The organism is Agrococcus sp. AC640b (genome assembly GCF_979255995.1).
Genome location: NZ_CEEDMM010000013.1, coordinates 46,408 through 60,764 on the forward strand (window position 1 = coordinate 46,408; position 14,357 = coordinate 60,764).

Consider the following 14,357-nt stretch of genomic DNA (forward strand, 5'->3'; position numbering starts at 1 on the left):
CCCGCTTGCCGACCAAGCAGAAGGGGACCCCATGCCAGGCATCGTGATCCTCGGGGCGCAGTGGGGCGACGAGGGCAAGGGCAAGGCCACCGACCTCCTCGCGAGCCGCACCGACTACGTCGTGAAGTTCAACGGCGGCAACAACGCAGGCCACACCGTCGTCGTCGGCGACGAGAAGTACGCGCTGCACCTCCTCCCGTCCGGCATCCTCACGCCCGGCGTCGTCCCGGTGATCGGCAATGGCGTCGTCATCGACCTCGAGGTGCTGTTCGACGAGCTCGAGGCGCTGTCGGCACGCGGCGTCGACGTGTCGCGACTGCGCATCTCGGCGAACGCGCACATCATCGCCGACTACCACCGCACGCTCGACAAGGTCTCGGAGCGCTTCCTCGGCAAGCGCTCCATCGGCACGACCGGTCGCGGCATCGGTCCGGCCTACGCCGACAAGATCAACCGCGTCGGCGTGCGCGTGCAGGATCTGTTCGACCCGTCGATCCTGCGCCAGAAGGTCGAGGGATCCCTCGACCTCAAGAACCACCTGCTCACGAAGGTCTACAACCGTCGCGCGATCACGGTCGACGAGATCGTCGACGACCTGCAGTCGTACGTCGAGCGCCTGCGCCCCATGGTGGGCGACACGGCGCTCGAGCTCGACCAGGCGATGGACCGCGGCGACATCGTCGTGTTCGAGGCCGGCCAGGCGACGATGCTCGACATCGACCACGGCACGTACCCGTTCGTCACCTCGTCGTCGGCGACCGCCGGTGGCGCCGCGACGGGCTCCGGCGTCGCGCCGGCGCGCCTCGACCGCATCATCGGCATCGTGAAGGCGTACACGACGCGCGTCGGCTCCGGCCCGTTCCCGACCGAGCTCTTCGACGAGTGGGGCGAGCGCCTGCGTGCGACGGGCTTCGAGTTCGGCACGACCACGGGTCGCCCGCGCCGCACCGGCTGGTACGACTCGGTCATCACCCGCTACGCGGCACGCGTGAACGGCGTCACCGACTTCGTGCTCACGAAGCTCGACGTGCTCACCGGCATCGAGCGCATCCCCGTCTGCGTCGCCTACGACGTCGACGGCGTGCGCCACGACGAGATGCCCGTGTCGCAGTCCGACGTGCACCACGCGACGCCCATCTACGAGGAGTTCCCCGGCTGGAGCGAGGACATCTCGGGCGCCCGCTCGTTCGACGACCTGCCGAAGAACGCGCAGGACTACGTGCTCGCGCTCGAGGCGATGTCGGGCTCGCGCATCTCGGCGATCGGCGTCGGTCCCGACCGCGAGGCCATCGTCGTGCGGCACGACCTCATCGACGGCTGAACCCGCGCATGTGACCTCGCCGCATCGCCGCCTGGCGAGCCGGCGTCGTCACGCACCCCACCGAGCGTCGACCTCGACGTCGTCGGTCGAGATGCTCGTGACGATCGGCAGTGCGCGCACGTCGAAGCGCTCCGTCACGGCGGCGCCGTCGCCGTCGACGTACGTCGCGACGACGACGCCCGTCGCGATGAAGGACCACGGGTCGCTCCCGACGGTGTCGACCGACGGTGGCGCCTCGAGCGCCCACGTGACGACGGCGTCCGAGGGCGCGTCGCTGAAGAGGGTGAGGAAGCCGCACGTGACGCCGTCGTCGCGCGCGGTTGCGAGGCATGGCGCGATGGCCTCGACGAGGCCGTCGCCGATGGCGGCGAACGTCGCCTGGATCGGCAGCGGCTGCAGGATGAGGTCAGCGCCCGGCGTCGCCGCGATCGTGAGCTCGGGCGCGACGTCGAGTCGGATGAGCGGCGACGAGCTTGGCTCGAACCGGTACACGCCCGGGTAGAGCGCGAGGGTGGTGGGCTCGGCCGACTCGACCTCGACCGAGATCGAGCCGTCCGAGACCTCGACGGTCGTCGCAGGCGCCTGCAGCCGCAGGCTCGCGCGCTGCGCGAGCGAGTCGCGGATGCGCCACGTCTCGCCGACCCACCACCCCGACGGCTGCTCGACGACCACTCGGTCGTCGTATGCGATCCCGCCGAGCGCGTAGGAGACCTCGAAGGCGAGCACGTCGACGGCCGCGCCGTCGTCGCCCTCGATCGTCGTGGGGATGCCGCGCGCGCCGACGGCGCCCACGACGATGCGCTCGGCATCGGCCAGCGACCCCGACTCGGGCAGCTCCTCGGGGTCGGGGGCGAGCGCGTTCGCCGCCTCCACGTCGCCATCGGCGATCGCATCGAGGTATGCGACGACGAGATCCCGCGGATCCGGGCGCTGCGACTCGCCGATCGCGATGCCGCCGATCGCGAGCACGGCGACGGCGCCCGCCCCGGCGACGGCGACGGCGACGCGTCGACGAACGCGTCGCCGTGGGGTCGCATCGGGCATCCCGCCGCCCGCATCGGGTCGGGTGTCGTCGAGATTCGGCATCGCAGCAGCCTGACAGCCGCTCGGCATCGCTCCATCCACGTGGCCTGCATGTTGGATGGGTGCATGGCGACCACGTCTCGCGATGCGCGCCTGCCGCGGTCGTTCCGCTGGCTGCTCGCGGCGGAGTCGGCCTCGAGCATCGGCACGTACGTCACGCTGCTCGCGCTGCAGACGATCGTCGTCGTCACGCTCGGGGGCGACTCGGCGGACACGGGGCTGCTGAGCGCCGCCAGGTGGCTGCCGTACCTCGTCGTCGGGCTGCTGGTCGGCGCGATGGTCGACCGGATGCGGCGGAAGCCGGTCATGGTGTGGAGCGACGCTGCGCGGGCGGTGCTGCTGGCAGCCATCCCTGCGCTGTGGCTGCTCGATGCGCTCACGCTGCCGTCGCTGCTCGTCGTCGTGGTCGCCTACGGCGTCGCGACCGTCGTGAACGACGCCGCGTCGATGGCGTTCCTGCCCAGGCTCGTCCCCGGCGACGCCCTGCAGCGCGCGCACGCACGCATCGACACCGCCGACGCCGTCGCGCAGTCGGGCGGGCCTGCGCTCGGCGGGCTCGTCGTGCGACTCGTGGGGGCGCCGTACGCGGTGCTCGTCGACGTCGTCGCGTCGGCGTTCGCGGCGCTCGCGGTGGCGCGCATCCGCGTCGACGAGCCTGCGCCAGTCGGGGGCCGCGGCGTGCGCGACGTGCTGCGCGACGTCGGGGAGGGCGTCCGCCTCGTCTACCGCGGCACGGCGCTCACGCGCCTCGCCGTCGCGACGCACGTGTGGTTCGCGGCGAACGCGGTGCTCGGCGTGCTCGTGGCGCCGTTCGCGCTCACGGCGCTCGAGCTCGACGCGGGTGCGTTCGGGCTCGTGCTCGCCGCGGCAGGCATCGGCGCGGTCGTCGGCGCGTCGGTGACGGGAGCCGTGGGGCGGCGGCTCGGGGCGTTGCCGACGATCGCCGCGTGCCATGCGCTGTCGACGATCGCGGTGCTCGTCATGACGGTCGCGGCGCTCGTCGCGTCGTCGCAGCTCGCGGCTGCCGTGGTGCTCGCCGCTGGCCAGCTGCTGCACGGCATCGCGATGGGGGCGTCGAACTCGCACGAGATGACGTTCCGGCAGACCCGCACGCCCGACGGTGCGCAGGCGCGCGTGAACATGACGATGCGTGCGGCGAACCGGGCGGTCATCGTGGTGGTCGCGCCGATCGCGGGCGCGGTGGCGGTGCTGACGGGCGTCGTCCCGATGCTCGCGGTCGCAGCGACCCTGTTCGCGCTCGCGGCCCTCGCGATCGCGTTCCGTCCCCGCCCCGCCGCCCCAGGCCCCCACATCTGAGATTTTCGGCCCAATCTGATGCCAGATTGGGCCGAAAACCTCAGATGAGCGAGCGGTCGGGCGTCACCAGGGTAGAGCGTCGGGAATCGGGTCGCCGCCCAGCACGTGCTGCGCGCAGAACGCGAGCACCGTCTCGTTCCACGTCAGCGCGTTCGAGGGGCGCTGGATCCAGTGATGCTCGTCGGTGAGCTGCAGGAACCGGTGCGGCATCGAGGCGGGCGCGCCCTGCCAGCCCGAGACGAGATCCCACCACAGCCGCAGCGCCTCGCTCACCGGCACGCGGTAGTCGCGGTTGCCGTGCGTGACGAGCATCGGCGTCGTGATCGCGGATGCCGAGTGATGCGGCGAGTACGCGCGGTACCACTCGGGCAGGTCGTCGGGGTGCCCGTGCACGCGCACCTTGTGCGCCGCCGCATCCGTCGTCGCATGCTGCTGGTCGAGCGCCCACAGCCCCGCGTGCGTCACGATCGCGCCGAACCGGTCGGAGTGCCCGGCGATCCAGTTCGTCATGAATCCGCCGAAGGAGGCGCCCAGCAGCGCCGTGCGCGTCGCATCGAGCGTGCGCCTCGTCAGCACGCGGTCGAGCAGCGTCTCGCACTCATGCCACACGACGTCGGGCAGGCGCGGCCAGCCCCGGTTGAGGCCCTCGTGGCCGTAGCCGGTCGACATCGCAGGGTCGGGCAGCAGCACCGCCCAGCCGCGCGCGACGGCGAGCCACGGGTTCCACCTCCAGCTCCACGCGTTGTACGAGCCGTGCGGGCCGCCGTGGATCCACAGCATGACCGGCGCGGGCGCTGCCGACGTCGCCGCCTTCGGGGTGCACAGCCATCCGCCCACGAGCACGCCGTCGACGTCGGCCTCGACCCATTCGAGCCGGCCGGGCAACGCGCCGATGCGGCCGGGTGCGGAGATGGGCGTGGCCGCGACCGCGCTACGCCCGGAGAGCGGGATGCGCACGGGCGCGGCGGGCGATGCCATGTCGGAGCGCAGGGCGAAGACCGCCGTGCCGTCGGCGGCGGGCGCGAGCGCGCCGTGCGGCGCGTCGTCGACGAGGGTGCGCACCGCACCGGTCGCGGCATCGACGAGCAGCACGGCGCCGCGCGAGTGCAGGTCGCCGCTGACGACGAGCCGCGCGTCGTCGACCCACGCGTACGCGCCGATCGTGAGGTCGCCGACGTCGACGCGCACCGGCTCGCCGCCGCAGACGGGGTGGATCTCGAGGAAGTCGTAGCTCGTGTCGGTCGGGGTCGACGTCGTGTCGCGCGTGACGGCCACGCGCGTGCCGTCGGGCGAGAGGCGCGGGCCCGACCAGCCGTGCGCGGCCGTCGCCTTCAGCAGCATCCGACGCCTGCGGGTGCGCACGTCGATCGCGGCGATGCCCGTGCGCGTCTCGCCGCCGGCGACGCGCGTCGTCCACGTCGTCACCGCCGTCGAGCCATCGCGGGCGAGGTCGGCGGAGGCGTTCGTGAGGGCGACGGCGTCGGCGCCCGGGGTGAGCTCGCGCAGCGTGCCGTCGGGGGCGACGAGCACGAGCCGGGTCGACTCGTCGCCGAGCTCGTGATCCCAGTAGCGGATGGGCATGCCCGTGTGCCAGATCGTGGTGCGCTTCGCGGACGCGCGCTCGGCTCGTCGTTCGGCGTCGTCGTCGAGCGATCCGCCTGCGAGCACCTGCGTCGTCGCGAGCAGCGTGCCGTCGTCGGCGACGGCGACGAGGCTCAGCCCGCCGGGCGCCGTCGCGACGACGCGCGCCTCGCCGCGCTCCGGCAGGCGCCAGATCGCCGGCCCGTCGTCGTCGGCCTCACCCGTGGGATCGGGCCGAGCGGATTGGAACAGCAGCGAGCCGTCGGGCGCGAACCTCGGCGCCGACTCGCCTTTGGCCGACCACGTGAGGCGTTGCGCATCGCGCGCGCCTGCGGGGTCGAGGTCCCACAGCGACGAGGTCGAGCGCGAGCCGTCGTCGGTCGCCTGCTGGATCTGCGCCACGAGGCGCCCGCCAGGCCCTGCCGCGAGCCCGGCGAGGCGGGGGAGCCGCAGCAGCCCCTCGATGTCGGTGAAGTCGTCGAAGCGCGTCTCAGCCATCCTTCGACGGTATCGGGCACGACGGATCTGAGGTTCTCGGCCGCTTGTGATGTCAGAAGCGGCCGAGATCCTCAGATCCTTCAGGCTGCGAAGACCGCGTGGGTGGTGGGCACGCGCTCGCGACCGCCGAGGTCGACGAGCTCGAGCACGACCGCGATGCCGGCGACCGTGCCGCCGAGCTGCTCGACGAGGGTCACGGCGGCCTCGAGGGTGCCACCGGTGGCGAGCACGTCGTCGACGAGCAGCACACGCCGACCGGTGAGGTCGCCGGACGCCTCGATCGTGGCGACGTCGTACTCGAGGGCGTAGTCGACCGATGCCGCCGGATTCGGCGTCTTGCCCGCCTTGCGGATGGGCAGCAGCCCCGTGCTCGTGGATGCGGCTGCCGTGCCTGCGAGCAGGAATCCGCGAGCCTCGACGCCGGCCACGAGGTCGAAGTCGTGCTCGAAGGGTGCCACGAGCGCGGCCGTGACGGTCGCGAGCGCCTCGGCGTCGGCGAGCAGCGGCGCGATGTCGCGGAACAGGATCCCCGGCTTCGGGAAGTCCGGCGTCTGCGCGATCAGCGACTCGGCGCGGGCGAGGTCGGCGGGGGAGGGATGCGGCACCGCTCCAGGGTAGGTGCCCGGGGGGATGACTGGTCGCTCGGTGCGGTGATCGGTCGCTCGGGGGAGCCACGAGCGACCAGTCGAAGGGAACGCGTGACCAGTCGGGGTTGCCATGCGCACTATGCAGTGTCACTATGTACTGGTAGTCAACGACACTGAGTACCGGGGGAGCGCCGAATGCCGAAGCAGGTGACCGAGATGCTCAAGGGCATCCTCGAAGGCATCGTGCTCGCGATCCTCGGACGCCGATCCGCCTACGGGTACGAGATCACCGCCGAGCTGCGCGACCGCGGCTTCGCCGACATCGCCGAGGGCACGATCTACGCCCTGCTCGTGCGCATCGAGCAGCGCGCCCTCGTCGACGTCACGAAGGTGCCCAGCGAGAAGGGCCCGCCCCGCAAGGTCTACGCGCTCAATGGCGCAGGCCGCACCGCACTCGAGGAGTTCTGGACCAACTGGGACTTCCTCTCCGACCGCCTCGCCGGCCTGCGCGACGACGCGCCCGGCACCCCGACGCCCAGCAAGGAGCCATCGTGAACATCTTCGAGAAGGTCGTCGGCGACCTCGGCGACAAGCGCCGCTACCGCGACTACAAGGCTCGAGCGAAGAGCCTCGCGCAGCCGTACCGCACCACGGCGCACGCGCTCGAGCGCTACCTCCTCAACCTCGGCGCAGGCAGCGACGCCACGCAGATGCTGCGCATGCTCGACGACCTCGCGACCCTGCTCGAGCAGGGCGCCGCCGACGCCACGCCCGTGCGCGCGATCGTCGGCGACGACCCCGTCGAGTTCGCCGAGGCATTCCTCGCGAACTACCCGCAGGGCAGCTGGATCGAGAAGGAGCGAGCGCGCCTGTCGTCGACGATCGCAGGCGCCATCGCCGAGGCCGGCGACGGCCCAGACGACGCGGGCGGCCCGCGATGACCGCCGCGACCCTCGCGCCGCCCGCCATCCGCGTGCGGGGCATCGAGAAGTCGTTCCGCGACGTCTCGGTGCTGCGCGGCGTCGACCTCGACGTCGCCCCGGGCAGCATCGTCGCCCTGCTCGGCTCGAACGGCGCAGGCAAGACGACGCTCGTGCGCATCCTCGCCACCCTGCTGCGGCAGGATGCCGGCACGGCGTCGGTCGCCGGCCACGACGTGCGCGGCGCGGCGCAGCAGGTGCGCGAGGCGCTGAGCCTCACGGGCCAGTTCGCCGCCGTCGACGAGGTGCTCACCGGCCGTGAGAACCTCGCGCTCGTCGCCCGCCTGCGGCACCTGCCCGATCCGAACGGCGTCGCAGACCGTCTGCTCGAGCGCTTCTCGCTCGTCGACGCCGGCCGTCGCCGCGCCGCCACCTACTCCGGCGGCATGCGGCGCAGGCTCGACATCGCGATGAGCCTCGTCGGCGACCCGCGCGTCGTCGTGCTCGACGAGCCCACCACCGGGCTCGACCCGCAGGCGCGCAACGAGGTGTGGGATGCGGTGCGCGAGCTGGCCTCCGCAGGCACGACGGTGCTGCTCACCACGCAGCACCTCGAGGAGGCCGAGCAGCTCGCCCATCGCATCGCGATCCTGCACCGCGGCCGCATCGTGCAGGACGGCACCCTCGCCGAGCTGCGCGCGTTGCTGCCGCAGGCGACGGTCGAGATGGTGGAGCGGCAGCCGAGCCTCGAGGAGATCTTCCTCGCCGTCGTCGGCGACGACGGCGCGGCAGACGGGGCCGGCGCGGCCGAGCACCACGCATCCGAGGAGCGCCGGCGATGACCAGCCATGCCATCGCCGACACCGCGACGCTCACGGGTCGGTCGCTGCGCCACATCCTGCGCAGCCCCGACACCATCGTCACGACCGCGATCATGCCCATCGCGTTCCTGCTGCTGTTCACGTTCGTGCTCGGCGGCGCGATCGACGTCGGCGACGCCGCCTACGTCGACTACCTGCTGCCCGGCATCCTGCTCATCACGGTCGCATCGGGCATCGCCTACACGTCGTACCGGCTGTTCCTCGACCTGCAGGGCGGCATCGTGGAGCGGTTCCAGTCGATGCCGATCGCCAGGTCGTCGGTGCTGTGGGCGCACGTGCTCACGTCGATCGTGGCCAACGTCGTGTCGCTCGCCGTCGTGGTGGGCGCCGCGCTGCTCATGGGCTTCCGCTCGAGCGCGAGCGTGGGCGCCTGGCTCGCCGTCGTCGGCATCCTCGTGCTGTTCACGTTCGCGCTCACGTGGGTCGCGGTCATCGCGGGGCTGTCGGCGAAGAGCGTCGACGGGGCGAGCGCGTTCTCGTATCCGCTCATCCTGCTGCCGTTCGTCTCGTCGGCGTTCGTGCCGACCGCGTCGATGCCGGGGCCCGTGCGCTGGTTCGCGGAGCATCAGCCCGTGACGTCGATCGTCGACGCGATCCGCGCGCTGCTCGCAGGCGGCGAGGTGGGCAGCGAGCTGTGGATCGCGCTCGCGTGGATGGTCGGCGTCCTCGTCGTCGCGACGATCGTCGCAACGCTGCTGTACCGACGCCGCGTGCGCTGAGCCCGCCGCCTCGCGGCCCGCGCCTCGTGGAGACCCGCTCCGTGAGGTGCGAGCGCAGCGAGGCTCGAAGGGAGCAGGCGCACTCGAGCGGCCGTGACCGAGTCGCATGCCACCGATCGAGCATCGGCACCCGCATCCCGTGCTCTGATGGATCCGTGACCGCACGCATCCCCGACCCGGCGACGCTCGAGGGCGACGTCGTGCGCCTCGAGCCGCTCACGAAGGACCTGCTGCTCGAGCTGCGCGACGCGATCGGCGTGCCCGAGGTGTTCGCCGCCGGCTACGGCGGCGGGCTCGATGCGCTCGATGCGACCGACGAGGGCTGGTCGCGGTGGGCCGAGCGTGCGTATCCGTGGCATGCGCGACCGTTCGCGATCCGGCTGCGGTCGGGGGCGGATGCGGGCAGGCTCGTGGGCACGACGTCGCTCACCGACTTCGACGAGGCCACCGAGCAGTGCCACCTCGGCTTCACGGCGTACGCGCCGAGCGTGTGGGGCACGGCCGTGAACCCCGAGGCGAAGCTGCTCGTGCTCGGCCACGCGTTCGCGCACGGGTTCGGGCGCGTGCGCATCCAGGCCGATGCGGCCAACGAGCGCTCGCGGGCCGCGATCGTGCGGCTCGGCGCGACGCTCGAGGGCGTGCTGCGGCGCATGCGGCAGGACGCGGCGGGCTCGTGGCGCGACGTCGCGGTGCACTCGATCCTCGTCGACGAGTGGCCGGCGGTGCGCGAGGGCCTCGTGGAGCGGGTGCGCACGGCGCGACGCCCGTAGCCGCCCTCCCGTTCCGAGGTGCGGTTCCCGTTCCGAGGTGCGGTTGCCGTTCCGAGGTGCGGTTGCCGTTCCGAGGTGCGGTTGCCGTTCCGAGGTGCGGTTCCCATTCCGAGGTGCGCCATTCCCAGCGAGGTGGAGTTGGCACCGCACCTCAGTTGGAGAGGCGCACCTCGGAACGGCAACCGCATCTCGCGACGCGAGGCGCGGCGCGTCAGGCCGCGCGTCGCCGCTCGGGAATGCCGCCAGCGCGGCTCGCTCGCACCGCATCGAGCGTCGAGCGACCCACGGCGAGCACCACGATGCGACGCGCGGCCGCGACGAGCACGACGACGAGCAGCACGTTGCGCGCCGTGAGCAGCACCACCGCCCACGCCTGCAGGTCGACGAGCGCCATGTACGCGATCGGGAAGATGATCGTGGTCAGCAGACCCGTCGCCAGCAGCGTCGCCGTCATCCGTCGCCACCATCGCTGGGCCGCGCCGTCGACCGTCGCGAGCGCCGCGACCGCGACGGGCAGGATCCACAGCATGTACTGCGGCGACCCGACGCGGTTGCACGCGAACATCGCGACCGTCACGACGAGCGCCGCCGTCAGCAGCGTCTCGTGGCGGTCGGCGCCGCGGCGCACCGCGACCCGCGCGAGCACGAGCGCACCGATCGTCGCGAGCAGCATGAGCGGCGTCGACGCCTCCTGCGCCAGCCAGTCGAGCGGCCCCACGACCTCGCGGGTGGCGAGCGCGACGTTCTGGAACACCGCGGCGTCCGGCACGTCGAGCATCGCCATCCACACCCACGGCGTCGCCAGCGGCGCCTCGAGCTGCAGGTTGCGGCCGTCCTGCACGAGCGCGAACGACGCGAGGAGGCCCGCGTTGCCGAGCGCGATCGCCACGATCACGACGCCCGCCGTCACCACGAGGCCCGCCTGCAGGATGCGCATGCGCTCGTGCAGCACCACGACCGCGGCGCCGACGACGGCAGCCGGCCACACCTTGATCCACGTCGCGACCGCCAGCAGCGCCCCGCCGACCCATGGGCGTCGTGCGAGCAGCGCGATCGCCACGCCCACGAGCGGCGCCGTCACGCCCTCGAGCCGCAGCAGCGCCACCGGGGCGAGCGCGAGCAGCATGCCGAGCCACGCCCACCCTGCGAGGCTGGCGCGCGTCGACCCCGTCGCCAGCAGCGCCCGCAGCGCGAGGGCGTCGAGCGCCATGACCATCACGAGCCACACCGTGAGGTACGCGGGGGCCGATGCGACGTTCGCGAGCCCGATGGGCAGCCACGCGAGCAGCGGATACACCCACGCCTCGTCGATGCCGACGATGCCGCGACCCTCGAACGCATCCATGGCCCACTCGCGGTACAGCGGCAGGTCGCCGAGCGTGTCGCCTGCGAGCATGTGCCCGGCGAACGCGACGATCGTCGCGCCCTGCAGCACCGCGAACGCGAGCCACACCGTGCGCGGCCTCCGCCACCGGGGCGCGAGGCGTGCGATGGACCGCGCGTGCCGCAGCGCTCGCGTCTGCGCGCGCTCGGAGGCGGTGGATGCTCGCTCGGTGGTCGTCATCGCTCGCCACGGTAGGTGCGAGACCATCGGATCCCGCGCCCGATCGGCGTCTCGTCGCCGCCGCGACACCGAACGTTCATCCCGGCGCGAGGCGGGCGGGCTCGACGTCGTCCTCCGATGCGGAGTGCGCTCGGTCGTAGGCTGGTGGGGTGTCTGCACACGACGAGCTCGACCGCTTCCGCCGCAGCATCGACAACGTCGATGCCGTGCTCATCCACACGCTCGCCGAGCGCTTCAAGCTCACGCAGGCCGTGGGCGCGTTGAAGGCGGCCGAGGGCATGCCGGCCTCCGACCCGAGCCGCGAGCAGCGGCAGATCGCACGGCTGCGGCAGCTCGCGGAGGAGTCGGGCCTCGATCCGGCGTTCGCCGAGAAGTTCCTGAACTTCGTCATCGCCGAGGTCATCCACCACCACGAGCAGCACGCCGCAGGGCAGGCCTGAGGCGCGATCCGCGCGCGAGGTGACGCTGAGCGCCGCACCGCGTGCAGGGTGCATCTCGAGCGTCGCTGAGCGTCACCTCGTGCGCGAGACCGGCCGCGTCAGTCGCGCGGCGGCAGCGCTCGCAGCACCGAGAGCACCTGCTCGGCGGGCATCTCGCACGGCTTGAGGTGCGTGCCGGATGCGGTGCGCCACACGTTGGCGCTCATGCGGCGCGTGCCGCCGAGCTCCTCGCCCTCGATCGTGCTCGAGCGTCCGCCCGCGTGGTCGACGCGCGTGATGCCCCATGCGCGGCCGTCGACCGTGTGCCTGCTCCAGCCCAGCGGCACGCGGTCGGCGAGCGCGTCGAGGTCGTCGCCGTGCTCGTCGTGCATCCGATCACGCTAGCCCGGCGCGGGTCAGGCGAAGCGATCGTAGATCGTCGAGGCGTGCGTCTGGCGCAGCTCGTCGAGGCCGATCGTGAACACGTCCTGCACCTCGATCGATCCGGTCGTCGCATCCGTCGCACCGATGCGCATCGACGGCACGCCGCGCGCGGCGCACATGCCCTGGAAGCGCACGTCGTCCTCGCGCGGCACGGCCACGAGGATGCGGGCTCCCGACTCCGAGAACAACGCGGCCGTGAGGTCGACGCCGTCGCGCTCGCACAGCTCGTCGAGCCACACGCGGGCGCCGATGCCGAAGCGCAGCGCGCCCTCGGCGAGCGTCACGCCCAAGCCGCCCTCCGACAGGTCGTGCGCAGCGGCGAGCAGCCCGTCGTGCGCGGCGGCCTGCACGAGCGACGCGACGGCCTTCTCGGCGGCGAGGTCGACGATCGGAGGGGTGCCGCCGAGGTGGTCGTGCACGACGCCCGACCATGCGGAGCCGTCGAGCTCGTCGCGCGTCGTGCCCAGCAGGTACAGGTGCAGGCCGTCGTCCTGCCAACCTGCGGGCACACGGCGGGCGACGTCGTCGATGACGCCCAGCACGCCCACGACGGGCGTCGGGTGGATCTGCGTCTCGCCCGTCTGGTTGTAGAACGACACGTTGCCGCCCGTCACGGGGATGCCGAGCTCGGCGCACGCGTCGGCGAGGCCGTCGACGGCCTCCGCGAACTGCCACATCACGAACGGCACCTCGGGGTTGCCGAAGTTGAGGCAGTCGGAGACGCCCAGCGGCTTCGCGCCCGTCGCGGCGACGTTGCGGTACGCCTCGGCGAGCGCCGCCTTCGCACCCTCGCGCGGGTCGAGCTGACAGTAGCGGCCGTTCGCGTCGACCGACACGGCGAACCCGAGCCCCGACTCCTCGTCGATGCGCACCATGCCGGCGTCGTCGGGCATCGACAGCGCCGTGTTGCCGAGCACGTACGAGTCGTACTGCTCGGTGATCCACGACGGGTCGGCGATGTTGGGGCTGCCTGCGAGCGCGAGCAGCTCCGAGCGCAGACCGGCGGCCTCCGAGCGGGGCAGGCGCGCGGTCGTGTCGGCATTGAGGGCGTCGAGCCACTCGGGCCGCTGCATGGGGCGGTCGTAGACGGGGGAGTCGATCGCGACGGTGCGCGGGTCGACGTCGACGATCGTCTCGCCGCCGTGCGTGATGACGAGGCGGCCGGTGCCGGTGACCTCGCCGAGCACGCTCGTCTCGACGTCCCACCGCTCGGTGACGGCGAGGAACGCCTCGAGCTTCTCGGGCGTCACGACGGCCATCATGCGCTCCTGCGACTCCGACATGAGGATCTCCTCGGCCGTGAGCGTGGGGTCGCGCAGCAGCACGTGGTCGAGCTCGACCTGCATGCCGCCGTCGCCGTTGGAGGCGAGCTCGCTCGTCGCGCACGAGATGCCTGCGGCGCCGAGATCCTGGATGCCCTCGACGAGACCCGCCTGGAACAGCTCGAGGCAGCACTCGATGAGCACCTTCTCGGCGAACGGGTCGCCCACCTGCACGGCCGGACGCTTCGCGGGGCCGTCGGCGTCGAACGAGTCGGAGGCGAGGATGGAGGCGCCGCCGATGCCGTCGCCGCCGGTGCGGGCGCCGAACAGCACGACCTTGTTGCCAGCGCCGCGTGCGTTCGCGAGGTGCAGGTCCTCGTGGCGCAGCACGCCGACCGCGAGCGCGTTCACGAGCGGATTGCCCTGGTACACGGCGTCGAACACCGTCTCGCCGCCGATGTTCGGCAGGCCGAGGCAGTTGCCGTAGAACGAGATGCCGCCGACGACGCCGTGCACGACACGCGCCGTGTCGGGGTGGTCGATGGCGCCGAAGCGCAGCGCATCCATGACGGCGACGGGGCGCGCGCCCATCGAGATGATGTCGCGCACGATGCCGCCGACGCCCGTCGCGGCGCCCTGGAAGGGCTCGACGAACGACGGGTGGTTGTGGCTCTCGATCTTGAACGTGACCGCCCAGCCCTCGCCGGCATCGAGCACGCCGGCGTTCTCGCCCATGCCGACCATGAGCCGCTCGCGCATCTGCTCGGTCGTCTTGTCGCCGAACACGCGCAGGTGCCGCTTCGACGACTTGTACGAGCAGTGCTCGCTCCACATCACCGAGTACATCGCGAGCTCGCCGGAGGTGGGGCGGCGGCCGAGGATCTCGCGGATGCGCTCGTACTCGTCTGGCTTGAGTCCGAGCGCCGCGTACGGCTGCTCCTTCTCCGGGGTCGCGATCGCGTGCTCGACGGTGTCGGCGATGGGGCGGGCG

14 protein-coding genes are annotated in these 14,357 nt (G+C 72.4%); 8 read left to right on the forward strand and 6 right to left on the reverse strand.

Annotated features, from left to right (window positions below):
- Nucleotides 1-31: 31 nt before the first annotated feature.
- Nucleotides 32-1,321, forward strand: coding sequence for an adenylosuccinate synthase (locus tag ACZ6H8_RS06980; RefSeq protein WP_464145817.1), 1,290 nt, complete (start codon nt 32-34; stop codon nt 1,319-1,321).
- A 48-nt stretch (nt 1,322-1,369) separates the two neighbouring features.
- On the opposite strand, the gene ACZ6H8_RS06985 is transcribed toward ACZ6H8_RS06980, so the two are convergent.
- Nucleotides 1,370-2,407: a hypothetical protein gene (locus tag ACZ6H8_RS06985; RefSeq protein WP_464145819.1), complete on the reverse strand. Its 1,038-nt coding sequence runs from the start codon at nt 2,405-2,407 to the stop codon at nt 1,370-1,372.
- A gap of 63 nt (nt 2,408-2,470) precedes the next feature.
- Between ACZ6H8_RS06985 and ACZ6H8_RS06990 the strand changes: the two genes are divergently transcribed.
- Entirely contained in the window at nt 2,471-3,721 is a 1,251-nt protein-coding gene (locus ACZ6H8_RS06990) for an MFS transporter (protein WP_464145821.1), read from the forward strand.
- 63 nt (nt 3,722-3,784) lie between these two features.
- Here the strand turns inward: ACZ6H8_RS06990 and ACZ6H8_RS06995 are convergent, their stop codons facing one another.
- Nucleotides 3,785-5,800, reverse strand: coding sequence for a S9 family peptidase (locus ACZ6H8_RS06995; RefSeq protein WP_464145823.1), 2,016 nt, complete (start codon nt 5,798-5,800; stop codon nt 3,785-3,787).
- Between the two features lie 80 nt (nt 5,801-5,880).
- Complete coding sequence (locus tag ACZ6H8_RS07000; protein ID WP_464145825.1) at nt 5,881-6,405, reverse strand: adenine phosphoribosyltransferase; 525 nt, start codon at nt 6,403-6,405, stop codon at nt 5,881-5,883.
- A 177-nt stretch (nt 6,406-6,582) separates the two neighbouring features.
- On the opposite strand from ACZ6H8_RS07000, the gene ACZ6H8_RS07005 reads away from it, so the two are divergent.
- The 5 genes from ACZ6H8_RS07005 (at nt 6,583) to ACZ6H8_RS07025 (ending at nt 9,677) form a co-directional block, all read left to right on the forward strand.
- On the forward strand, nt 6,583-6,942 hold the full coding sequence (locus tag ACZ6H8_RS07005) for a PadR family transcriptional regulator (RefSeq protein ID WP_464145827.1): 360 nt from the start codon (nt 6,583-6,585) through the stop codon (nt 6,940-6,942).
- Nucleotides 6,939-7,328 (forward strand): DUF1048 domain-containing protein, encoded by a 390-nt coding sequence (locus ACZ6H8_RS07010; protein ID WP_464145829.1) that lies wholly within the window; start codon nt 6,939-6,941, stop codon nt 7,326-7,328. Before ACZ6H8_RS07005 ends, ACZ6H8_RS07010 begins: the two co-directional genes overlap by 4 nt.
- Nucleotides 7,325-8,149 (forward strand): ABC transporter ATP-binding protein, encoded by an 825-nt coding sequence (locus tag ACZ6H8_RS07015; protein WP_464145831.1) that lies wholly within the window; start codon nt 7,325-7,327, stop codon nt 8,147-8,149. The genes ACZ6H8_RS07010 and ACZ6H8_RS07015 overlap by 4 nt, the downstream gene beginning before the upstream one ends.
- Nucleotides 8,146-8,907: an ABC transporter permease gene (locus tag ACZ6H8_RS07020; protein ID WP_464145833.1), complete on the forward strand. Its 762-nt coding sequence runs from the start codon at nt 8,146-8,148 to the stop codon at nt 8,905-8,907. The genes ACZ6H8_RS07015 and ACZ6H8_RS07020 overlap by 4 nt, the downstream gene beginning before the upstream one ends.
- A 155-nt stretch (nt 8,908-9,062) precedes the next feature.
- Nucleotides 9,063-9,677 carry a GNAT family N-acetyltransferase gene (locus ACZ6H8_RS07025; protein WP_464145834.1) on the forward strand — a complete coding sequence of 205 codons (615 nt, stop codon included), beginning with the start codon at nt 9,063-9,065 and terminating at the stop codon, nt 9,675-9,677.
- A gap of 211 nt (nt 9,678-9,888) precedes the next feature.
- Here the strand turns inward: ACZ6H8_RS07025 and ACZ6H8_RS07030 are convergent, their stop codons facing one another.
- Complete coding sequence (locus tag ACZ6H8_RS07030; protein ID WP_464145836.1) at nt 9,889-11,241, reverse strand: hypothetical protein; 1,353 nt, start codon at nt 11,239-11,241, stop codon at nt 9,889-9,891.
- Nucleotides 11,242-11,390: 149 nt separating this feature from the next.
- Here ACZ6H8_RS07030 and ACZ6H8_RS07035 point away from each other — a divergent pair, with 149 nt between their 5' ends.
- Nucleotides 11,391-11,681 carry a chorismate mutase gene (locus ACZ6H8_RS07035; protein ID WP_464145838.1) on the forward strand — a complete coding sequence of 97 codons (291 nt, stop codon included), beginning with the start codon at nt 11,391-11,393 and terminating at the stop codon, nt 11,679-11,681.
- Between the two features lie 98 nt (nt 11,682-11,779).
- Here ACZ6H8_RS07035 and ACZ6H8_RS07040 read toward each other — a convergent pair whose 3' ends face one another.
- Entirely contained in the window at nt 11,780-12,052 is a 273-nt protein-coding gene (locus ACZ6H8_RS07040) for a hypothetical protein (protein WP_464145839.1), read from the reverse strand.
- A 24-nt stretch (nt 12,053-12,076) separates the two neighbouring features.
- Nucleotides 12,077-14,357, reverse strand: a 2,281-nt coding sequence (gene purL / locus ACZ6H8_RS07045) for a phosphoribosylformylglycinamidine synthase subunit PurL (protein WP_464145841.1), incomplete at its 5' end; no start/stop codon positions are given.